This window comes from Paenibacillus sp. FSL R7-0204 (assembly GCF_038002225.1).
Classification (GTDB): Bacteria; Bacillota; Bacilli; order Paenibacillales; family Paenibacillaceae; genus Paenibacillus_AQ.
Genome location: NZ_JBBOCA010000001.1, coordinates 2,934,499 through 2,955,096, shown reverse-complemented (window position 1 = coordinate 2,955,096; position 20,598 = coordinate 2,934,499). Strand labels below are relative to the sequence as shown.

Genomic DNA, 20,598 nt, shown 5'->3' with positions numbered 1-20,598 from the left:
CGAATGCTCGGACATGCATTTGGACTAGTATCATCATATGTATCCGTAACGGATTTATGACCAGCGTCCGCGCATTTTTGCATCTGAAATTTCGTATACCCCATCTGGCTCGCCACTGCGTCAAGACACCCGGAAGTCTTCTCATCAAGTCTATGAGGGCGGCCTGCGGCCTAGAACTACTATCCGTTCTGAGACTCTCCATAGCAAAATAACCCCACAAAGTGGGGCTTTAGCTTCGATGATGACTCAGGTAGTATTGTTATTCCTGCGGAGCCTGCGGGACCGGACGGCCGTCAACCCACAGATAAGGGATTGACTTGACGGGAACATAATAAGAAGCCTGCTCCAGCTCCAGACGCAGGTCACGCTCTGCCGCAGGTGCACTGCCGTTCTTATCGATGGCCGAGGAGATATCCCCGCTGTAATCCACATAGACCGTCCCGCTGCTATCCATTAGGAATTCTAGCGGCTGGCCCGAATATACGCTGCTAAGCTTGATTGTCCCGGTCCCTGCCCTTTTGGCGTCAATGGACACAAGGCCCGGATACAGCTCCTCTCCTGCCGGAAGCTTCCCGCCGTGCGCAGACTTATAGAGGTTCACCTTACGCTGGATATCGTTAACCTTCTGCACGGTCACCAGGTCCATCAGTTTGACCTGAGGGTCTGTCTCCTCATCCAGCACCAGAAAATGGGCACTCCCGCCCTTCTCGAACGCTGCCGCCGGGATCTCATCCAGGTACCCTTCCTGCTGCAGCTTATTCAGGTCAATTACGAATTTCTCGTATCTGGGCGTGGCCTGATCGCTGGTCAAGATCGGCAGCAGCCCTTTCTGCTCCTGATAATCATCGACCGCCGCCTGCACCCGCTTCACACTCTCCCTGTAACTGCTGCCGGGCTGCTGCTGCTCCCGGGGATACATGCAGCCGCTTAGAGACAAGAGCAGCAGGGCAAGCAAAGGCAGCAGAATAGCAGACCTATTCCGCCTCTGACGGAGCTTCACCAGATGCATGGAGTCCATCTGCAGGTCTTCTCTCTGTTCACTCAGAGTTGCATATACGCCGGGAATAACCTTCACCATAAGTCCTCCGTTTCGCCACGGCGCGCCGCTTCCAGTCTGCGGCGTACAGCCGCCTTCAGCGGGTCCTCGGGAATATGCACATGGACATCGCCCCATACAGCGGCCTGACAGGCCAGGCGGACGCCTTCATCCAGCAGGCTGCCAAGCTTGCGCTTCTCCGCCTCAGCAGGAGGTCTGAGTGCCCCGGCTTCCGCATGCTCTACGGACACTTTGCACATCATGCATCCCGCCTTCCCCCCGCAGCGGGTAGGCAGGACAATTCCGGCTTTGCGCACAGCTTCCAGCAGCGATATCCCGTGCTTGACAGAAGCAGTGCGGTGTTCCGGAAGAAAAGTGACCGTTATTTGTGATTTCGCATTCATCTTACAGCCTCCTTCCCTGCGTTCAGGTTATATACGCATAGATTCAGTGATCCCCAGCAGCTCGTCCAGCCTTGGCTGCAGGCCAGCAGCTTTCAGATGATTCTCCTCAACGAGTTGCTCCAAAAGCGGCAAATGACCGGCTATATCACGCTTAATCAGCTCCGCAATAGCCCGGCAGCGTTCTTCCCTGCCGCGCAGCAGATTGAAGATAAGCTCATGGACAAGCGGCATCAGGGCCAGCCGTCCACTCCTTTCGAACGCATATTTCGGAGCATAGGGCTGCAGCTTGCTGATATCCACTGAATATTGCCCGGAGCCGCCGCCGCCGATCCTGAATCCCCCCACCAGCTCAACCTTCACCTCCCCGATGAAGTAGAGCCCGCGCAGAGAGTAACAGCCTCCGCTATAATCCTCTTCCGGCGCGCAGACCGTGTATCTCAGCAGTGCCTGATGAAGCTGTGCGGTATCCTCCAGATCACAGTAGAGGTCAATATCGCGCGGAGCAGCACTCAGCTGAACCCCGTGCAGCAGCAGACCGCAGCTTCCCCCCAGCAGCCACACCGGCGGCTTACCCGGCCCGATACCATCCAGCTCCTCCGCAATGCTGCCCAGTGCCGTCTCCAGCACATAGGGAATTCCTGAACCAGCCATCAATCTACACACGCCCCATTCCTGTAAAAATCAACTAACGATTCTGTCAGAAATACGTCTGCCTGAGTATAATGTAAATGCTTACATAATTGAAGCAGCCCCGCCCAAAACTCCGATCAGCAGGATGACAAAAGCAATGACCGATAAAACTGCTCTAAGCAGGCCCTTCGTCTTACTGCGTGCAAAAGTAATCAGAAAAACGGATAAGCCCATAATCAGTACCGCAATCAGAGACAGCCACATTTTTGTCATCGGGTCCATAGGTCATGCGCCTCCATTTCACTTTTTCCGGATTGCGACTATTATAGCGTGAAATGCGCCATTTTTTAAGTATTAAATTACAGATTAGCCCCTTCGTATGGTAAAAAAAGGCATAAATCGCGGAATCTGCTTACCTTCCGGAGTTATGCCCAGTCTGAAAAGGAGCCATCCCGGCAGGAATGGCTTTACTTCACGGATATGCTATTTTTTCAGCATCATTTTCATTAAAGACTCCATCGTACCGGAACCGGCGCCGCCTTTTTTAACAGCATTGACGATCTCCTGCACGGTAGCCTCGCTGACCGGCACTTTAGCCATAGCTGATACCTGCTTAATTAACTGGCGGAGCTGGGCTTCATTCTGTGTGGTGCCCGGCTTAACCGTACCGGCCAGCTTTTTGATGGCACCTTCCGAAATGTTTTTGCCCGTCTTCTTGTTGATGGCGTTCAAAGCATCCTTGGAAAAATCTCTGCTCACTGTTCATCCCTCCTCCGTCAATCCCCATTAACAACATATGAGATATTCCGGCAAAAGGTGAACGTGATCAGGAATGCCACTGCTCCCAGGTCTCCTGGGAAATGGCCTCCATCTCCGTCTTGCGGTCACGGCCCATCAGAGCTTCCACAGCATTACGCGGTGTTCTGCCCTTGAACAGCACATGATAAATTTGGTCGGTAATCGGCATCTGTACGCCCAGCTTCAGCGAGATCGCATATGCAACCTCCGTCGTCCGGATGCCTTCGACAACCATGCCCATCGAGTCCAGCACCTCATTCAGCGGCTGGCCCTGGCCCAGCATGGAGCCTGCGCGCCAGTTCCGGCTGTGCTGGCTCGTTGCCGTTACGACCAGGTCACCGAGTCCGGCAAGGCCGGAGAAGGTTAAGGGATTCGCTCCCATCTCCACACCGACCCGGGAGATCTCGGCCAGGCCGCGGGTAAGCAGCGCCGCCTTCGCGTTGTCCCCGAAGCCTAGTCCGTCGGACAGCCCTGCACCCAGCGCGATAATATTCTTCAGTGCACCAGCCAGCTCTACCCCTAGCTGATCCCTGTTGGTGTACACGCGGAAGTCATTGTTAATGAACAGTCCCTGCGCTGCTTTGGCACGGCTCTCATCCGGCGAAGCCACTACGACCGTGGTCGGACAGAGGCGTACCACTTCTTCAGCGTGGCTCGGCCCGGAGAGCACCACAATATCGCCCTCACCGCAGCCCAGCTCTTCCGAGATCACTGTGGACATCCGCTTCATCGTCTCGGTCTCGAATCCCTTCGTGGCGTGAATACAGAGCATATCGTCCTTCCAGAATGGCTTAAGGCTGTGCGCCACCTGGCGCATTCCGGAAGAAGGCGCCACAATAACTACCGCCTTCGAACCGGAGACGGCAGTCTCCATGTCCGTGGTGGCAATAATATTCCCGGGGAGCTTGATCCCCGGCAGGAAATGATGATTCGTATGTGCTTCGTTAATCTCGGCAGCCTGCTCAGGCTTTCGCGTCCACAGATAAACCTCCGAGTGGTTAGCCGCCAGCACAGTAGCCAGCGCAGTTCCCCAACTGCCCGCGACCAGCACGGTTACTTTATCAGACAACGCGATTCCCCTCCTTGGCTTTGGAGCCGATTTTGTTCTCACGGCCCTGCGAGATCTTCACGATATTGCTGCGGTGACGCCAGAAGGCGAACACTACAATAATCAGACTTCCCCATAGCTCCGGGGTTGTATGCTCCGTGAACAATAGGAATACTGGAGTAAGCGCCACAAAAATCAGCGAGCCCAGCGAGACATACCGTGTAAGTACAATAGCGAGAATAGCAATCACACCGGCAACCAGTGCAGGCCAGAATACCAGCGTAGCCATCACGCCAATCGTCGTTGCAATCCCTTTCCCCCCGCGAAAGTGAAAATAGACCGGCCAGTTATGCCCGATGATGGCAGCGAGCCCGCAGACCACTGCAACCCAGCTTCCCCATCCCCCGGCCCATGTGCCAAGCCAGACTGCGGCAATTCCCTTCAGTACGTCCAGAAACAGCACCAGTATGGCCGGTCCCTTCCCCATCACACGCAGTGTATTGGTCGCCCCCGCATTGCCGCTTCCATATTGGCGGATATCAATCCCCTTAAGCAGCCGGGCGAGCAGTACACTGAAGCTGATGGAGCCAAGCAGATAGCTTATAACGATAACCAGAAGTTCAAACGCCACTACTCTTCTCCCCTAACCTTCGTTCTCGGATTTGCGCCGCGTAAAGAGGCGGATCGGTGTACCCTCGAAATTGAACGCTGCGCGGATCTTGTTCTCCAGATAACGCTCATAGGAGAAGTGCATCAGCGAAGGATCATTGACGAATACCACGATGGTCGGCGGCTTTACAGCAACCTGGGTTACATAGTTAATGCGCAGGCGGCGGCCTTTGTCCGTAGGCGGAGGATTGATCGCTACGGCATCCGACACCACATCATTCACCAGATGGGTAGTTATCCGCAGGGCGTGCTGTTGGGCCACATGCTGTACGACAGGCAGCAGCTTCTGCAGACGCTGTTTGGTAAGTGCAGACAGGAATACCACCGGAGCATAGCTCATGAACAGGAAGTGATCGCGGATGGTGCGTTCGAAATTCTGCATCGTTTTATCGTCTTTCTCAATGGCATCCCATTTGTTGACGACAAAGACCGAAGCCTTACCTGCATCATGGGCATACCCGGCAATGTGCTTGTCCTGGTCGATGATACCTTCTTCGCCGTTGATTACAACGAGTACAACATCAGCGCGCTCAATCGCCTTCATCGCTCTCATGACACTGTATTTTTCCGTGTTCTCATAGACCTTGCCGCGTTTGCGCATGCCCGCTGTATCGATCAGCACATAACGCTGGCCATCCCGTTCGAACGGCGTATCAATCGCATCGCGTGTAGTCCCTGCAACATCACTGACAATAACGCGTTCTTCACCCAGAATCGCATTGACCAGTGAAGATTTACCCACATTCGGACGTCCGATCAAGGCCACACGGATGACATCTTCATCATATTCCTCATCTACCTTATCGGGCAGACGTTCAACAACCGCATCCAGCAGATCGCCGATTCCGGTTCCGTGGCTTCCTGAAATGCCGATCGGATCACCAATTCCAAGGGTGTAAAATTCATAAATATCTTCGGTGCGCTTCATGTTATCCACTTTATTGATAGCCAGAACAATCGGCTTGCCGGAACGGAACAGAATCTGCGCCACTTCCTCATCCGAACTCGTGAGACCGCTCTTCGCCTCACACATGAAGACGATCACATCTGCTTCCTCAATCGCCAGCTCCGCCTGAACACGGATGGATTTCAGAATAGCGTCTTCTCCGTCAATCTCAATCCCGCCAGTATCAATGACACTGAAGGATTTGCCGTTCCAGTCGGAGACTCCATATATCCGGTCACGTGTAATCCCCGGTTTATCTTCTACGATGGCCAGTCTATCGCCAATCAGCCGGTTAAAGATCGTCGACTTTCCGACGTTAGGCCTGCCGACAATGGCCACTACGGGTCTTGCCATATTCATTCCTCCTGTCTTCCTTACGTTACTCATCATAGCAAAAAACATTCCAATTGGCTAACCGTCTTACCGATGTATTGCCGCTATCCTGTATGCCCCGGAAAAGACAATCGGCGAACCCTCTGATCGAGGGCTCGCCGATTACTTTACCCGTTATGATGAGATAACAAAGGGATTAGTTGTTACCCTTGAATTTGTCCAGCTTGTCGCCGAAACGTTCAGCAAGTGTGAAGCTGAGGCCTTCGTTGCTGAGCGATACGTTAGGATTGTTCAGCACTTCTTTAGGCGCTCTGTCTCTGCTGTTGCTGCGTTCTGGTCTGGCCGAAGGAGCCGGAGCTTCTTCAGTTTCCTTGATGCTCAGGCTGACGCGCTTCTCGGATGGGTTGAAGTCAAGCACTTTCACTTGTACTTCCTGTCCTTCCTTGAGCACTTCATGCGGAGTACCAATGTGCTTGTGGGAGATCTGGGAGATATGCACAAGGCCTTCAACGCCTGGCAGCAGTTCAACGAATGCGCCGAAGTTTACAAGGCGCTTAACTTCGCCTGTAACCACATCGCCGATGTTGATCTGGCCAGCTGCGGAATCCCAAGGACCCGGAGCAGCTGCTTTGATGCTGAGGCTGATTTTGCCCTTCTCAGGATCAACCTTAAGTACTTTAACACGAACCTTGTCGCCTTCGGATACTACATCAGATGGCTTCTCTACGTGGTTCCAAGCGATCTCAGATACGTGAACCAGTCCGTCTACGCCGCCAACATCAACGAATGCGCCGAATTGAGTCAGACGTTGAACAGTACCTTCGATGATTTGACCTTCGGATAGCTCAGCCATAATCTTCTGCTTGTTAGCTTCGAATTCTTCCTCCAGAACTTCTTTGGCGGAGAGAATAACCTTGCTGTTCTCACGGTCAAGTTCTTTCACTTTGACACGCAGTGTGCGGCCCTTGTAGTCGCTGAAATCTTCAACGAAGTGACGCTCAACCATGGAAGCCGGGATGAAGCCGCGTGCGCCAACATCAGCCACAAGGCCGCCTTTGACAACATCAGCTACAGTAACTTCGAAGGATTCCTGGGAAGCGAAATACTTCTCCAGATCTTCCCATGATTTCTCGCTGTCGATGGCACGCTTGGACAGCACCAGGCTCTCCTTGTTGTCGTTGATGCTGACAACCTTGCATTCCACTTCCTGGCCAACTTCTACTGCTGCTGCAGCATTGTCCAGCTGAACGGAAGACAATTCGCGAATAGGAATAACGCCGTCGTATTTATATCCAATGCTTACATAAGCTTGGTTATCTTCGATTTTGACGATTGTTCCTTTCACGGTATCGCCTTTTTTCAGAGAAATGATTTCCAGACCTTCCTGGCTTGTCACTTCTTCTTCATTGCTGGCAACAACTTCTGCAGATTCGGTTACAGCGGATTCCACAGCTTCTGCCCCTTCTACGGTCTCGTTATTCTCAACGTTATCCGCAGCTTCTTGATTCTTGATTTCTTCAGACATGTGATTACCCTCCTCGATTCAAAACCCCATTTATTTAAACCCGCGTAGAGCAGAGTTCAAAACAATCATTGCTTCGTTAAACCATTTCACTTTGCTGATTAGTATGTTCCAAAAAATAGCGGTTATGCTGTAATTTATAAGCTATTCACGGAAGCAGGAGATTTGACTCCCGGACTTACCGCGAACTGGGCTTACCGGTACTGATCATTTCATGGATGCGTCCCATAATAACATCGGTTACAGCTTCCAGAGAATCACTTCCCGCACCTTCGAATGCGCTGAGGTCTATGGGTGCCCCATATACAACAGTCATCCGGCGGAACGGCTTGTAGGACCCGATAATAGCTGCCGGTACAACGGCTGCGCCGCTGCGGAGCGCGAAGCTTGCCGCACCCTTCTTGGCTGAACCGGAATCGGAGTTCCGCGTTCCTTCCGGGAAGATGCCCATCACATGTCCGCTGCGAAGCGTATTGAGGGACGTCTTAATGGATTCTTTGCTTACGCCGCCACGCTTGACAGGAAATGCGCCCAATTGCTTAATGAGCCAGCCCAGCACCGGAACATTGAATAATTCCGCCTTGGCCATATATCTTACCTGTCGCTTCAGCTTAATGCCGATCGTCATAGGATCAAGCAGACTGATGTGATTCGCGCAGAGCAGGACTCCACCCTCCTTCGGCACATTCTCTCTTCCCACAATCTTGAGCGGGAACAGTATGGCATAAATCACACGAAGCAAGGCCACGCAAAATGCATAAATCATAGATGATTTCTCTCCCCGTTAACATAGGTTCTGCAGTGGGAGACGATGGCTTCCACGGCCTGAAGGATATCCATATGCGTCGTATCGAGTAGAATTGCATCCTCGGCACGGCGCAGCGGTGAAATCTCCCGGCCTTCATCAAGCCGGTCCCGCGCTGCAATATCATGTTCAAGCTGCTGGAGAGTCACTGTTTCCGTATCCTTCAGTTCCTTGTAACGACGGAGAGCACGCTCCTCCACACTTGCCGTCATGAAAATCTTCACTTCGGCATCCGGCAGTACGGTTGTACCGATATCCCGGCCATCCATTACGACTCCCTTACGGAGCGCCATTTGACGCTGCAAGTGACTCAATCTGGATCTAACACCCTCAATCTTCGAATACTGCGACACCTGGCCGCTGACCTGAAGACTGCGGATATGCGGGGTCATGTCTTCCCCGTTAATCAGCACTTTCTGCACATCTTTCTCCGGCAGAAGCTCAATCGCCATATTCTGGACCTTACGGTCCACCAGCTCATGATCCTCTGCAGCTATGCCTGCACGAAGCATATACCAGGTGATTGCCCGGTACATGGCACCCGTGTCCACATAGATGTAAGACAGCTCCCGTGCTACCAATCGGGCTACAGTGCTCTTGCCTGCCCCGGCAGGTCCGTCGATGGCGACGTTAATTCGGTCGTTAGTATGTGTATCCTGCCTGTCCAACGGGGCATTCCTCCTCAAACACTCTTCCGCAGAAATACGCCTATTGACATATCTCTCTAGGAACTTGCTGATATTCTCAAGAAAAAAGCAGGCATTGCCTGCGACTTATAAAATTATACCACAGTTTGAACCCCAGTGCAAAATGACATTGAGGTTTTTTAGGGAGAAAAAAGCTGATTTAGGGCCCTTTTGAAGATTCCTGCTCAAGGAATCAGCGGTTGCGGAAATCGAATTGGCGTTCAAAGCAGTACCGGATAATTTTTTGCCGCTCCGAATCGGAAATGGCCGAGAATTTAACCATGACCAGATTCCGCCCGGTCTCCAGCGGTTTGATCCGTACAATCTCGCCTTCGAAATTAACATGCTCTGTGCTTCCGTTGCGGTAGGAGACGAGCAGCCAGCAGGCCAGCTTGTCGGCCACCTCTAATGTAATTTTGGCATCGCTTAAGAATGACGTTCCGCCGCCGCCGATATCCTCGGTGCGCACCAGAAACCGGCTGCCCAAGGCATCCTTAACGGCCAGCTCCAGCTCGGCATTGACGCGGAAGAAGCTGCGGCGCTGAATTTTGAAGATGGATTCTGCCTCAGGCTTGCGCAGCCGGACCATCCGGATGACATCTTCCTTGAAGCCGAGCACATGAGTATTGAAGTAATTCTTGATACCGCCCTCTGTGAGAAAATAGACCGACAGCTCGTCACCGACGAACAGCTTCTTAAGCCGGCCGTTGCTCTCCTGCATGGGGATTTCTATCAGGATGCTCTCGTCCTCCATATCAGCAATCCTTGCCCGGTACTGGATCTCAGACTCTGCCGCATCGCTGGTTGCTACCTGGAGGTATAGATATTCATTGATTTTGGGATACAAACATGTCACCGCCGCTTGAGTTAGTAATAAATGCTAAACCGATTATAGCACGCCCCTTCATAGCCGGTCAGAATTATTATTAGGCGTTGAATTTCCTGAATAACAAAAAAAGACGCCCTCCGTTTCCGGAAATGCGTCTTTTCTATTATAACCAGGCTTATCCGTCCCACTTGGGAAGTCAAGCTATTTGTCCTGTGCACCTGAGGAGGTGCGGATCTGTTCCACCGCTTCCTCATTGCCGTCAGCGGCATTCAGATAAATTCTGAACTGTGAGCCGTTGATTTTACCGCCGAATTCATAGGTCAGCAGCTCCACCGCATCCTCATTCTCGATCCAGGCCAGCCGGTTATACAGCTCCTTGAACTCCGGGTTAAGCATCGCTCTGGCTTCAGCCAGGGACAGCTTCGGCTTCGGCAGCACGCGCTTCTCCTTATGCTCATTCACATAGTCGCTTGCCTGAAACCCTACCGCTTCCCCCGTATCCAGCCCGACACGAACCGTCATTTTCTCGGGATAGATGAGCACGCCGTCCTGGCTGCTGACGAACGTCAGATTACCCAGATTATCATACCGGTCCGCACTGACTGCGGTCATGCCGTGATATCCCTTCTTCTCCAGGAACTTACCCGCCTTCTCCACAGCTTGTTTCATGGATACTTTGGCCGGTCCAACCCCGCGGTTATCATTGTAAGAGATCAGCAGTCCGCCTTCCGCCGTGAAGTCCATCGAGACCGGCTCTTTATGCTCTGCGGAAGTCACAGTAGCTGTATAAGAGGCCCACTCGGTTCCCTTCCCGTTCTCCTGAATCTTCACCTGTGCCTTACCGCCCAGCTCGGCGAACTTCATCGCCTTGCCCTTGATCTGCTCAGCGGTAACCGGCTTGCCGCCCAGCTTTTTCACCGACCGCTTATCATAGATGCTTGCTACTGAAGGGCCGTAGTCCAGCTCCGGGTATGCCGCTACGCGTTTATCCACGGTTTTGAACCCGTCGATAATCGTGTTGTCTTCGGCCTTCTGCTCTGTAGCCAGTGCAGTCTCTACATCCATCCAGCGCAGCTTTTTGCCGATGACCTTGTCCTGAACCTTCTGCAGGTCCCTGGAGATTTCAGACGAATTCTGGTAGAGCGTCTTCAGATTCGCCATCTCCCCCTCAGTCAGCGGCTTCTTGGTGAAGTCACGCACCGCAGCCTTGTAGGAGAAGTTAGCGATTTTGGAGAGGAACTCCTCCGTCTCACTGAACGGCAGCAGCGTCAACGGCAGCTGGTTAATCTCGTTCTGCGCCTCGCTGGTAATCCGCCATACATTGACCAGTCCCTTGCGGTGCATTCCGTTAGAGGTTGTGTTCACCGCAAGCGTATTGCCCAGCTCACCGTGTAGCCGCTCCACATGGAAGGAGAGATCATGGAATGCGCGCTGATACTGATTCTCCGCCTTGATCAGAATCGAATTCTTCTCCTGATTCTCCTGATACCCCCAGACGAGCGCTCCAAGCAGCAAGAGTGCGGTAAGCGGGAACATTATGGCACTTAATCTTTTGTACATAGGTCCGCATAGCTCCTTTCAGTAGCTTATTGCCGTTAGTTTGACAATAACTGAGAAGTCTTATGCACTGTTTCAAGAATCCGGTCTTCAGGCCCGTTCTTCAATCTCAAAGCCGCTTACACAGCTGCACAGACATTGCTTGAAGCCGGTCTGGACAACCCCCTGCTCCTTGTTCCCTCTTAATATGTAGGTTTCACCGCACTGCTTGCAGACAATCCGAACTTTTACTCGCAAAAAAAGACACCTCTCTCTCCTTTCTGGAATTCCTTGCCTTAAGGAACTGCCCTGTAGGATTAAGTGTGTCCATCTCGTTTATAGGTTAACCTCTTCCTCACGCTTCAAAAAGCGAAACGGGGAACGGCTGTTGGCCCGCGCTACCTTCCCCATGCCTCTATACCATAAAACTGCCATCAGGGGCACGATAAACCAGATCCAGTAGTTAGCTGTCGTGGCGATCAGAAAATCATAAATTCCATGCCACAGCCAGGGCAGGAGCAATGAAATCAGCAGAATCTTCCGGGTCTTGACCCCGCCGGAGAACTTGGCTCTGCCCATATGGTAGCCCATAATTACGCCGAACATGGCATGTCCGGAGACTGGAAGCAGCGCCCTTAGAATCATGGTGCCGAATGAAGCATTGCTGTACCACGCATACATTACATTCTCTATTGTTGCGAAGCCGAGCGAAATCGCTACGGCGTATAGTATTCCATCATAGGGCTCGTCAAATTCGGTATGATTGTAAATCATATGGTACAGCACAAACCACTTCAGGGCCTCTTCCACCCCGGCTGAGATCAGAAAGGAATCCACATAAGGACCACCGCCCAGCCCCAGCACAAGCCCCCTCTGGATAATCATCACCGGCAGCACGATCAACAGGCCCAGCAGGAACACCTTAAGCACCATATGGAGCGGTTCCTGATCATACTTGTCTTTCAGATAGAAAAAAGTCAGCAGCGCAAGTCCCGGTGCAACTGCTGACGAAATGACCGATAACAAAAGCACCGAATAGCCTCCCTTGCGCTAAAACCTAATTCCTGCTGAAGATGTTATGGCAGGACCCGTACCTTACCATATTCTCTTATTCCTGGCGTTTAAAATGATTGCACAGCGTCTGAATCGCATTCTCCGCCATAACGGTCTTGCCGTATTCAGCCAGAACAGCCTGAGTGACCGGAGAGGAATCTCCGAATTCAGCGAGCACACCTACCAGCCCTGACAGTGCAGCCTCTTCAAACTCCTTCGGATCGAAGTAGAGGTACCATTTATCATTATAAGAATACAGTTGTCCTTGAGAAGTAATATTGCCGATGAGCACATGAGCCGCTTCTACCAGAACCTCGAAATCGCGGAACGCATATACAATGGAGTCGCTTTGTTCAAGAGTAACTTCCATTTCGTAAATCTCTTCAGGCAATTCATCTTCCCCGGCCCCACCGTACTGATGGTGATCATATTTCCCCCGGGTCACAATAACGACCATGCCTTGCGCGGGCAATGCGAACACTTCCACGGCAAGCGGACCCGTAGCGTCAAAACCAAGCTCGCTGTACGCCTGATCCATCATTTCCGTAAAAAGGTCGTGCACCTTGGGAACCTCCTGCCACATATCTTCCTTCTGGATGCCCCGCTCGCTCAGGTCGTCAAAAGTGAGGAAAATCCGTATCTTATCTTGACTTAATCGCTCTATTCTCATGACAGGATCCTCCTTTTGCAAGCTCATTTAATATTAATGTATGATGAGTCCCGAGTAATGAGCCAAAAATGGTTACTATATGTGTATGTTATCATTTTGAAGCTACAAATGCACGTAAATAAATATAGATTCAGCCCATTTTGCTGCCCATTATATGTAAAGCCATATTAAAAAAGAATCACTTCAGCGATGCCGGCATCGCCAAAATGATTCTGCAGCGGTTAAATCCGGTTACAAACCCGGTATGGCAGTATGAGTATCTTTGAGAATCTGCTCAACTTCATGTTTCACGTCAGGGTTGCTGCGGATGAAATCCTTCAGCATGTTCAGATTTGATTCTTTGGACTTTAACGGGGAGTCCTCTTTATGATCGCCACCGCCGGATACATGAGAGCCTGAATGTTCGTGGCTGCTGCCCGCTGCCGTGCTGCCGAAGCCGGTCATGGCCATCCCCATAATTTTGTCCTTGGCCTTGTCACCCGCATTGTAGGAAGAACCATTCGAGTGCAGTAAGGCAGACATCATGGCGCTGCGTTTTTTGGACATAATCATACTGGCGGCTGCACCAATCAGCACCCCGCACAGAAATGACGAAGTATTCATATCTCCAACCTCCTTGTATGGTAAAATCATGCTTAGTGTTCGCGGAAAGGTAGCCGCTCATACAGCCAAACAACAAGAAAGCGAGATGAAAAAAGTGGGTAAAACAACAATAACGCTGCTCCTGGCGGCTTGTCTGCTGTCAGCTTGCAGCAACAGCGGGAATAAAGGCAGTCAGGCAGCGGAGAAGACGCCGCAGCCTGCGGCAGCAACAGCCGCATCTCCTTCACCTGAGGTAACAGCATCAGCTGCACCTGAGGCAACTGCATCGCCCTTGGCCACGCCTGCGGCAGCCAGCGATGCGCAGGTGCCGCTGCTGTACCATATGAACAAGAATTATGATATTGTCCCGAACGATCCGGCAACGAACAAGAAGGTAGTCCTGCTGACCTTCGACGACGGGCCCAAGGAAGCGGAATTAATCAATCCGCTGATGGATACGCTGGACAAGCACAAGGCCAAGGCGATCTTCTTCGTCAACGGCTACCGTGTGAAGGAGCATCCCGAGCTGCTGGAGCTGATCCACAAACGGGGCGGCGTGCTCGGCAATCATAGCTGGGATCACATTGTACTGAAGGATAAGCCGGAAGCCGAAGTGAAGAAGCAGATTGAAGATGTTCAGAATATCGTCAAGGAAATTACGGGTGAGACCCCTCACTTCTTCCGTCCGCCGCATGGCGCAGGCGGTGACGTAGGCAAAAAAATCGCCGCGGCAAACGGTATGCTCTACATGACCTGGTCCAATGGCTCCCTCGACTGGGAGATGAAGGCCAAGGATACGGATAAGACCAGCAAGCTGATCAGCAATGTCACCGGTCAGCTGCATTCCGGGAGCAATATTCTGATGCATGAGCTGCCTTGGACGGTAGAGGCGCTTGACACTCTGCTCACTACGCTTGAGGGCAAGGGCTACAGCTTTGTAGACCCGCGCAGCATTGAGCTGAAGATGCGCTAAGCACTGAATTCGTCCGCAGACAAACAAAACAACGGCTGTCCCGCAAATGTGGGCAGCCGCTTTTTGTTGTGTTAAGTATCTATCCTAATTCTCTAAGAACCGGAATGCTGCCGTCCGCAGCGCAGGGTCAGCACATGCATCTCGGCCGGACTGCGCCAGCGCAGCGGCAGATGCGCCGTACCGAACCCCCGGCTGATCAGCATCTTCAGCGGCGGGAGAGCCGTATTATAGCTCCGGGGGATCTCATACATCCCCGCATTATACCTGCGGTAGAACTCATCGGTATGCCGGTTCCCGATCAAGGGCAGCACAACCTGGCCGCCATGGGTATGCCCGGCCAGAATCAGGTCAGCCGGGACCTGCTGCTGCCGGGACAGCCAGAGCGGATCATGAACGAGGATGATCCGGAAGGCTTCCGCATCCGCTTCAGCCACGGCAGGCAGAGGCCCATAGGCCTTCTTGCCGCCTTGCCGCGGGAAATCCACCCCGGTCAGAATTAACTGCGCACCGTCCCGCTCAATGACACAGTTCTCATCCACCAGTAGCCTGGCTCCGCTTCCCCGGATGATATTATCCACCAGCGTAATATTCGCCCGGTAATCATGATTCCCATGAACGGCATACACAGGCGCAATCGAGGCTGCCAGAGTCATATTTTCCAGCAGGCGTTCTATGGAAGCGCCCTTCTCCGTCATATCACCGCCCAGGAAGACAGCGTCCACCTTCCCCCGCAGCGGCGTCAGCATCTCCTCCGGCAGACGGCGGCGGTGAATATCCGTAATGAGCAGTATCCGGTAGCCTTCGAACACGGCAGGAAGCCGCTCCAGTACAATATCCTGATTATTCAACCGTTTCTTGAAGGCAGCAGCAACCATCAGGAGACCCATGACCCCTGCTCCCCCAAGACACACCCCAAATAGAATCAGGAGCACCGCAGTCAACCCCATAGGCTGCCCAGATCCGGTGCCCCGTTAATTCCCCACCACAGGAGGAAGCCCAGCAGCATCAGAAATAAAACAATCAGCGAATTGATGAACATTTTGCTGAACCGGATTCGTTCTGACGGATAACTGTCTGCACGCGACGGTGTCTGCTCCCCTTCCTGCTGTGCCGCCTCACGTTCCGGCCTCGCGGCGGCCCTGCGCCCAGATAAGCGTTCCTTTCTGGACAGGGTCCCTGCCACCGGCACCTGACTTCCTGTACGCTCTTCTGCTGCCCCGGAAGCCGGCTGACGCTTGCCTGCTCTGGCCGGAGGCTGTTGTTCTCTCTTCTGCTGTTTCTGGCGGGACCTTACCCGGCTTAATTGTTCTGTCATGATACCCTCCTGTAACGAATAACCATACCGGAGAACAAATCTATAAGGAAATGGCACAATATAGGTGCCCACAGACTGCCCGAATGGATGTAGATAAGCCCAAGACCATAGCTGCTGAGGAAGACCCAGCCCGTTGGAATCCAGTGCCGCAGATAACGGACATGAATAACGGCAAACAGTATACTCGTCCAGTACGGTCCAAGAGAATGCTGGATCGCTCCGCGGAAGAGCAGCTCCTCACACACCGCAACCACCGCCGAAATAACCACAATATGCCACAGCGGCCGTTTGCCGAACAGCAGCTCGTTGATCCCCCCGTCATCCATGCTGTCTTCAGGAACAATATGGGTCAGCAGGAAGTCCACAGCGAGCATAATAACGGCTAGGCCAAGTCCCCAGTACACGAAATGTACACTATCCGGAAAATTTAATATGTGAATAGGATTTCTTTTCTGCAATAATATCCATATCAAACCGATAAATAAGGTAAGGCCCTGAGTAATATACAGATTAATGAGTAACAGCTTGTCTGTTAACTGCTGTGGATCGGCCTTTTTAATTTTGATATCACCCAATTTGAATTTTTTCATTATAACCTGCCTGTTCTATAAATGTTTTTACATAAGTTAATTTACCTATACGAAGGAGCACCTAATCATGAACAGCCGTACCTCCCGCACTCAAATGATGTACACACTAGGTTTTTTGTTTTTTCTAATATCCGCATTCGCTTCATTTTTCACGGGAGTCAAGGTTGGAGCTGACAAGACAGAGGCCAAGTATTCACAGCTGAAGGACCACCCAAGCGCCCAGGAATTCTCCGGCTCCTACCAGCAGCAGGATCTTGTCACCTTTTATCATAACGTATTTTTGCCCTACCGGGAATTCAAGCGCAATTGGAACCAGCAGCTGGACGGTCTTGCCCGCAGCACGGACGCTCGCCAGAACGCGGCAACGCTGAAGAATCTGAGTATTCTGGCGGACAAGCAGTATGATAAGGTTACTCAGGATTCGCTCTTTACTAATTCACCGATGCTCTATGAATCTCAGCTCAATATTCTTAAGAGTCTCACACTCTTCTCCCAAGCCTCCGGCAAGGTGACTGCGGGTGCTTCCGGCGCCGAAGCCGCCAAAGTGCTGAGAAGCGACAACTTCACAACCAGTGCCGTGAGATTCGGGCTGCTGGCCCAGAAGAACTTTTATGATTCCATGCTCAAATGGGGGTCGAAGACTCATTCGTCCATTCCGCAGCAGTCTGGTGAGCTGAAGACAATCTCTTTCATTCAGTGGAAAAAAATGCCGCTCTTGCTCAAGAATGCTTCCATCGCCGATATGATGCTGAACCGCGGCATCTATGTCGGATATGATCCGCAGGATATCACTGCCAAGATTGATGATATGATCTACTCCGGGACCGCCAGCTCGCTGAAGCTGAATAATATTCAGTCTTCCGTCACTCTGCTCATCTCCACCGGTGCGGTGCAGGAGCAGGACTTCATCAAGTGGCGGGAACAATATTACGGCAAGGAAATCATGCCGCAGCTCCCTTTCTTCTACGAGTAGGACCAGTTATTGCATCATAACGAAAATTACGGTCCACTTCAAGGCGGACCCGCTCAGAAGAATCCTATTGACACACTTGGCATCACCATGTTACATTATGACAAATTAATCAAGCAAAACCGATGATGGAACAAAGATTACTAGCAGTCTTCAGAGAGCCGGTGGGTGGTGAGAACCGGTGGCGGACATTAATCTTTAGCGCTCCTGAGATATTGTATTGAACACTAGAGTAGATACAATCGGATCACTCCGTTACCAGTGTGGCCTTTGCAGGCCAATGAGGCTGCTTCTTAACCGTCGCAGTGAATTAGGGTGGTACCACGACAACTCTCGTCCCTTACTACGGCAGTAGTATGGGGTTGGGAGTTTTTTTATTGCCATATTCCTATGAATCTGGTACCTCTGCATGCTGTTTCTTTTGCGCGGCAGCGCGTTACCCCGGTGTCAACGTGTTCATTATGCTCTTGTAAGTTCTGGTACTGCGGATTGCCTAACCCGGCGATCCTTGGCATATACAATAAGCTTTCCCATTTGAAGGAGGACAAGAGACCATGTTTAAAGTATTAGTATCGGACCCGATCAGCGATTTGGGCATTCAGCAATTGATGGACGCAAGCGATGTGACTGTAGACAAGAAAACAGGACTAAGTGAAGATGAGCTAGTTGCAATCATTGGCGAATATGACGGCTTACTCGTTCGCAGCCAGACTACCGTGACGGACAAAATTATCGCAGCCGGTACTAATCTCAAGGTTATCGGCCGGGCCGGAGTCGGCGTGGACAACATCAAGCTGGAGTCCGCCACGCAGCGCGGAGTAGTCGTTATCAACGCTCCGGACGGCAACACCATTACGACCTGTGAACATGCTTTTGCCATGATGATGGCCTTGGCCCGTCATATTCCTCAAGCCTATGCGAAGACAATTTCCGGCGTATGGGACAGAAAGACCTTCCTCGGCGTAGAGCTGCGCGGCAAGACACTGGGCGTACTCGGTATGGGCCGGATCGGCAGCGAGGTTGCCAAGCGCGCCAAAGCCTTCGGCATGAGCATCCTGGCCTATGACCCGTTCCTGACGGCTGACCGTGCAGAGAAAATGGAAGTGAAGCTGGCTTCGGTAGACGACATTGTGCGCGGTGCAGACTTCATCACTGTTCACACGCCACTTACCCCGGAGACCCGTCACATGATCTCCCGTCCGCAATTCGAAGTCATGAAAAAAGGCATGCGTATCATCAACTGTGCCCGCGGCGGTGTCATCGATGAAATGGCGCTCGTAGAAGCGATTGACAGCGGCATTGTAGCCGGTGCTGCGTTCGACGTCTTCGAGAAGGAGCCGCCTGAAGCAGACCATCCGTTCCTTACGCATCCGAAGATTATCGTGACTCCGCATCTGGGTGCTTCGACAATTGAAGCCCAGGAGAACGTGGCCATCGATGTATCGGAGCAGGTCCTCCATATCCTGCGCAACGAACCGTTCATCAACGCGGTGAACATTCCGCCGGTTGCACCTAGCGTAATGAACAAGCTGCAGCCGTACTTCACCCTCGGCGAGAAGCTGGGCAGCTTCGCTACTCAGATTACGGACGGGGCGATCCGCGAGATCCATGTGGAGTATGCCGGTGATCTCTCGGATGTGGATACCCAGCCGCTTACCCGCTATGTCGTTAAGGGCGTGCTCACCCGCCACTTCGCCGGAGATGTGAACATCGTCAACTCGATGCATCTGGCCAAGACCCGCGACGTGAACGTAGTGGTGACCAAAGCTTCCAAAACCAAAGGCTTCACCAACCTCATCACGGTAACACTCAAGGCTGAGCATGATGAAGAGCGTCTGGTTGCCGGTACCCTGCTGCAGGGCTACGGCGAACGTATCGTTAAGGTCAACAAGTTCCCGGTCGATATTGCTCCGGAAGGCCACCAGCTGGTCATCTCGCATAACGATAAGCCGGGTATCATCGGACTCGTCGGCACCCTGCTTGGCGAGAACGGCGTCAATATCGCATCCATGCAGGTTGGCCGCACTATCATCGGCGGAGCCGCCATTATGCTCCTGACCGTTGATAAGGGTGTGCCGAAGGAGGTCCTGGTGAAGCTGGCCGGACTGCCGGAGATCAACACCGCTGAGGAGATCATTCTGCTCTAATTCTTATTTCTTCACAATAAAACACTCTTCGGGAGTGCAGCCCCAGGCTGCGCACTTCCAAAGAGTGTTTTTTGCGTTTTACTATGAAATCCGGAATGCTGGCACCTGCCGGCCATCGATATCCGTAAAGCCATATTTCCGTGCCAGCTCTCCTACCTTCTGGGGAGTACCAGTCATGGAGATCACTTCAGGATCAGCAGCAAGCGCTGCAACCGCGCGGCCGACATATGCTGTCGATTCGGTAGTCTGCAGCTCCGTGACCTCCTGCCAGTGCTCTTCATCGGTATGGAAATCATCCAGAACCACTTCGGTCCGCATCCAGCCCGGAGAGAGTGGTATGACCGCGATGCCATCTACAGCCAGTTCAAGGGATAATCCGTAGGCCATGCGCACCAGCGCATTTTTGGACAGATCATAATAGAAGTTTCCGGTGTATTTATACTCATCCCAGAAGGTCGTATGAACGATTAATTTCCCTTTCCCCGCACCTTCGCTGCGCATCAGCGGAATTGCATAATAATTGGTCATCAGCTGTGCCCTTACACCTGAATTGAACATATTGTCCCAATGCTCCGTAGGCAGCTCCCAAAAAGGATTATTCCAGATCGGCAAATTGTTGCCTCCCCAGACATTGTTAATCAAGATATCCAGCCTGCCCTGCTCTGCGCTAATCTGCCGGATTGCAGCTTCTGTCTCGCTGTCATTGGTATGATCACAGCGGATCACGGCACCGTCCCCGCCTGAGCGGCGAATCTCAGCCAACACCCCTTCAAGCGTTCTCGCCTGTGCCTCCTGCGGTGTACCTGCATTCCTGCCTGTAATGTAGACATAAGCACCTGCCTTCGCCAGCTCCAGCGCTATGCCCCTGCCCGCTCCCCTGCTCCCTCCTGTTACCAATGCCACTTTCCCTTGCAGACTTGTCATTTGATCCGCTCCCTTTCATCTATCATGCCCGGATTAGAAGATCATTTGCGCTAATCCGTACTCTTGTCTAATATATACCTTATACATGACAACCATTGACATATATAAATAATACATCTAGGGAGGCAGCAG

The 20,598-nt window shown here is 52.2% G+C and carries 24 protein-coding genes and 1 other annotated feature; of the genes, 3 read left to right on the top strand and 21 right to left on the bottom strand.

What is annotated here, in order from left to right:
• Positions 1-259: 259 nt before the first annotated feature.
• The 17 genes from MKX42_RS13100 to MKX42_RS13020 all read right to left on the bottom strand — a co-directional run bounded on the left by MKX42_RS13100 (position 260) and on the right by MKX42_RS13020 (position 13,568).
• Complete coding sequence (locus tag MKX42_RS13100) at positions 260-1,078, bottom strand: DUF3939 domain-containing protein (protein ID WP_340752872.1); 819 nt, start codon at positions 1,076-1,078, stop codon at positions 260-262.
• Positions 1,072-1,440 (bottom strand): 2Fe-2S iron-sulfur cluster-binding protein, encoded by a 369-nt coding sequence (locus MKX42_RS13095; RefSeq protein ID WP_340752871.1) that lies wholly within the window; start codon positions 1,438-1,440, stop codon positions 1,072-1,074. Before MKX42_RS13095 ends, MKX42_RS13100 begins: the two co-directional genes overlap by 7 nt.
• Positions 1,441-1,467: 27 nt before the next feature.
• Positions 1,468-2,091 (bottom strand): hypothetical protein, encoded by a 624-nt coding sequence (locus MKX42_RS13090; protein ID WP_340752870.1) that lies wholly within the window; start codon positions 2,089-2,091, stop codon positions 1,468-1,470.
• Positions 2,092-2,172: 81 nt separating this feature from the next.
• Positions 2,173-2,352: a DUF2768 family protein gene (locus MKX42_RS13085; protein ID WP_036698144.1), complete on the bottom strand. Its 180-nt coding sequence runs from the start codon at positions 2,350-2,352 to the stop codon at positions 2,173-2,175.
• A 201-nt stretch (positions 2,353-2,553) separates the two neighbouring features.
• Complete coding sequence (locus tag MKX42_RS13080) at positions 2,554-2,829, bottom strand: stage VI sporulation protein F (protein ID WP_036698146.1); 276 nt, start codon at positions 2,827-2,829, stop codon at positions 2,554-2,556.
• A 67-nt stretch (positions 2,830-2,896) separates the two neighbouring features.
• Entirely contained in the window at positions 2,897-3,937 is a 1,041-nt protein-coding gene (locus tag MKX42_RS13075) for an NAD(P)H-dependent glycerol-3-phosphate dehydrogenase (RefSeq protein WP_340752869.1), read from the bottom strand.
• A complete protein-coding gene (gene plsY / locus MKX42_RS13070; RefSeq protein WP_340752868.1) occupies positions 3,930-4,547 on the bottom strand; it encodes a glycerol-3-phosphate 1-O-acyltransferase PlsY in 618 nt (205 codons plus the stop codon). The genes MKX42_RS13075 and plsY overlap by 8 nt, the downstream gene beginning before the upstream one ends.
• A gap of 12 nt (positions 4,548-4,559) precedes the next feature.
• A complete protein-coding gene (gene der / locus MKX42_RS13065) occupies positions 4,560-5,885 on the bottom strand; it encodes a ribosome biogenesis GTPase Der (RefSeq protein ID WP_340752867.1) in 1,326 nt (441 codons plus the stop codon).
• 175 nt (positions 5,886-6,060) lie between these two features.
• Positions 6,061-7,389 (bottom strand): 30S ribosomal protein S1, encoded by a 1,329-nt coding sequence (gene rpsA / locus MKX42_RS13060; protein WP_340752866.1) that lies wholly within the window; start codon positions 7,387-7,389, stop codon positions 6,061-6,063.
• Between the two features lie 175 nt (positions 7,390-7,564).
• A complete protein-coding gene (locus MKX42_RS13055; RefSeq protein ID WP_340752865.1) occupies positions 7,565-8,152 on the bottom strand; it encodes a lysophospholipid acyltransferase family protein in 588 nt (195 codons plus the stop codon).
• The gene (gene cmk, locus MKX42_RS13050) at positions 8,149-8,859 is read right to left on the bottom strand and encodes a (d)CMP kinase (protein ID WP_340752864.1); all 711 of its coding nucleotides are present in this window, start codon (positions 8,857-8,859) and stop codon (positions 8,149-8,151) included. Before cmk ends, MKX42_RS13055 begins: the two co-directional genes overlap by 4 nt.
• A gap of 211 nt (positions 8,860-9,070) precedes the next feature.
• On the bottom strand, positions 9,071-9,724 hold the full coding sequence (locus MKX42_RS13045) for a flagellar brake protein (RefSeq protein WP_340752863.1): 654 nt from the start codon (positions 9,722-9,724) through the stop codon (positions 9,071-9,073).
• Between the two features lie 183 nt (positions 9,725-9,907).
• Complete coding sequence (ypeB, locus tag MKX42_RS13040; RefSeq protein ID WP_340752862.1) at positions 9,908-11,266, bottom strand: germination protein YpeB; 1,359 nt, start codon at positions 11,264-11,266, stop codon at positions 9,908-9,910.
• A gap of 87 nt (positions 11,267-11,353) precedes the next feature.
• Positions 11,354-11,500 (bottom strand): hypothetical protein, encoded by a 147-nt coding sequence (locus tag MKX42_RS13035; RefSeq protein WP_179090427.1) that lies wholly within the window; start codon positions 11,498-11,500, stop codon positions 11,354-11,356.
• Between the two features lie 78 nt (positions 11,501-11,578).
• The gene (gene prsW / locus MKX42_RS13030; protein ID WP_340752861.1) at positions 11,579-12,274 is read right to left on the bottom strand and encodes a glutamic-type intramembrane protease PrsW; all 696 of its coding nucleotides are present in this window, start codon (positions 12,272-12,274) and stop codon (positions 11,579-11,581) included.
• Between the two features lie 76 nt (positions 12,275-12,350).
• Positions 12,351-12,965, bottom strand: coding sequence for a genetic competence negative regulator (locus tag MKX42_RS13025; protein WP_036698160.1), 615 nt, complete (start codon positions 12,963-12,965; stop codon positions 12,351-12,353).
• Positions 12,966-13,196: 231 nt separating this feature from the next.
• Positions 13,197-13,568, bottom strand: a complete 372-nt coding sequence (locus tag MKX42_RS13020; protein ID WP_076079163.1) for a hypothetical protein — start codon at positions 13,566-13,568, stop codon at positions 13,197-13,199.
• Between the two features lie 85 nt (positions 13,569-13,653).
• Here MKX42_RS13020 and MKX42_RS13015 point away from each other — a divergent pair, with 85 nt between their 5' ends.
• The gene (locus tag MKX42_RS13015) at positions 13,654-14,520 is read left to right on the top strand and encodes a polysaccharide deacetylase family protein (RefSeq protein ID WP_340752860.1); all 867 of its coding nucleotides are present in this window, start codon (positions 13,654-13,656) and stop codon (positions 14,518-14,520) included.
• A 92-nt stretch (positions 14,521-14,612) separates the two neighbouring features.
• Here MKX42_RS13015 and MKX42_RS13010 read toward each other — a convergent pair whose 3' ends face one another.
• Genes MKX42_RS13010 through MKX42_RS13000 form a run of 3 tightly spaced genes read right to left on the bottom strand, consistent with a single transcriptional unit; the run spans position 14,613 to position 16,425 of the window.
• Entirely contained in the window at positions 14,613-15,407 is a 795-nt protein-coding gene (locus MKX42_RS13010; protein ID WP_340752858.1) for a metallophosphoesterase, read from the bottom strand.
• A gap of 50 nt (positions 15,408-15,457) precedes the next feature.
• Positions 15,458-15,835, bottom strand: coding sequence for a hypothetical protein (locus MKX42_RS13005; RefSeq protein ID WP_340752857.1), 378 nt, complete (start codon positions 15,833-15,835; stop codon positions 15,458-15,460).
• The gene (locus MKX42_RS13000; RefSeq protein ID WP_036698166.1) at positions 15,832-16,425 is read right to left on the bottom strand and encodes a CPBP family intramembrane glutamic endopeptidase; all 594 of its coding nucleotides are present in this window, start codon (positions 16,423-16,425) and stop codon (positions 15,832-15,834) included. Before MKX42_RS13000 ends, MKX42_RS13005 begins: the two co-directional genes overlap by 4 nt.
• 67 nt (positions 16,426-16,492) lie before the next feature.
• Between MKX42_RS13000 and MKX42_RS12995 the strand changes: the two genes are divergently transcribed.
• A complete protein-coding gene (locus MKX42_RS12995) occupies positions 16,493-17,398 on the top strand; it encodes a hypothetical protein (protein WP_340752856.1) in 906 nt (301 codons plus the stop codon).
• Between the two features lie 113 nt (positions 17,399-17,511).
• Positions 17,512-17,739: a binding site (T-box leader), on the top strand.
• A 210-nt stretch (positions 17,740-17,949) separates the two neighbouring features.
• Positions 17,950-19,542, top strand: a complete 1,593-nt coding sequence (serA, locus tag MKX42_RS12990) for a phosphoglycerate dehydrogenase (RefSeq protein WP_340752855.1) — start codon at positions 17,950-17,952, stop codon at positions 19,540-19,542.
• A gap of 81 nt (positions 19,543-19,623) precedes the next feature.
• On the opposite strand, the gene MKX42_RS12985 is transcribed toward serA, so the two are convergent.
• Positions 19,624-20,466: an SDR family NAD(P)-dependent oxidoreductase gene (locus MKX42_RS12985; RefSeq protein ID WP_340752854.1), complete on the bottom strand. Its 843-nt coding sequence runs from the start codon at positions 20,464-20,466 to the stop codon at positions 19,624-19,626.
• Between the last annotated feature and the right edge of the window lie 132 nt (positions 20,467-20,598).

What these genes read in the sequence shown, in the direction of transcription:
- MKX42_RS13100 (WP_340752872.1), bottom strand. Translation starts at nt 1,078, where the DNA reads ATGGTGAAGGTTATTCCCGGCGTATATGCAACTCTGAGTGAACAGAGA.
- MKX42_RS13095 (WP_340752871.1), bottom strand. Translation starts at nt 1,440, where the DNA reads ATGAATGCGAAATCACAAATAACGGTCACTTTTCTTCCGGAACACCGC.
- MKX42_RS13090 (WP_340752870.1), bottom strand. Translation starts at nt 2,091, where the DNA reads ATGGCTGGTTCAGGAATTCCCTATGTGCTGGAGACGGCACTGGGCAGC.
- MKX42_RS13085 (WP_036698144.1), bottom strand. Translation starts at nt 2,352, where the DNA reads ATGGACCCGATGACAAAAATGTGGCTGTCTCTGATTGCGGTACTGATT.
- der (WP_340752867.1), bottom strand. Translation starts at nt 5,885, where the DNA reads ATGGCAAGACCCGTAGTGGCCATTGTCGGCAGGCCTAACGTCGGAAAG.
- rpsA (WP_340752866.1), bottom strand. Translation starts at nt 7,389, where the DNA reads ATGTCTGAAGAAATCAAGAATCAAGAAGCTGCGGATAACGTTGAGAAT.
- MKX42_RS13055 (WP_340752865.1), bottom strand. Translation starts at nt 8,152, where the DNA reads ATGATTTATGCATTTTGCGTGGCCTTGCTTCGTGTGATTTATGCCATA.
- ypeB (WP_340752862.1), bottom strand. Translation starts at nt 11,266, where the DNA reads ATGTACAAAAGATTAAGTGCCATAATGTTCCCGCTTACCGCACTCTTG.
- MKX42_RS13025 (WP_036698160.1), bottom strand. Translation starts at nt 12,965, where the DNA reads ATGAGAATAGAGCGATTAAGTCAAGATAAGATACGGATTTTCCTCACT.
- MKX42_RS13020 (WP_076079163.1), bottom strand. Translation starts at nt 13,568, where the DNA reads ATGAATACTTCGTCATTTCTGTGCGGGGTGCTGATTGGTGCAGCCGCC.
- MKX42_RS13015 (WP_340752860.1), top strand. Translation starts at nt 13,654, where the DNA reads ATGAAAAAAGTGGGTAAAACAACAATAACGCTGCTCCTGGCGGCTTGT.
- MKX42_RS13010 (WP_340752858.1), bottom strand. Translation starts at nt 15,407, where the DNA reads ATGGGTCTCCTGATGGTTGCTGCTGCCTTCAAGAAACGGTTGAATAAT.
- MKX42_RS13005 (WP_340752857.1), bottom strand. Translation starts at nt 15,835, where the DNA reads ATGACAGAACAATTAAGCCGGGTAAGGTCCCGCCAGAAACAGCAGAAG.
- MKX42_RS13000 (WP_036698166.1), bottom strand. Translation starts at nt 16,425, where the DNA reads ATGAAAAAATTCAAATTGGGTGATATCAAAATTAAAAAGGCCGATCCA.
- MKX42_RS12995 (WP_340752856.1), top strand. Translation starts at nt 16,493, where the DNA reads ATGAACAGCCGTACCTCCCGCACTCAAATGATGTACACACTAGGTTTT.
- serA (WP_340752855.1), top strand. Translation starts at nt 17,950, where the DNA reads ATGTTTAAAGTATTAGTATCGGACCCGATCAGCGATTTGGGCATTCAG.
- MKX42_RS12985 (WP_340752854.1), bottom strand. Translation starts at nt 20,466, where the DNA reads ATGACAAGTCTGCAAGGGAAAGTGGCATTGGTAACAGGAGGGAGCAGG.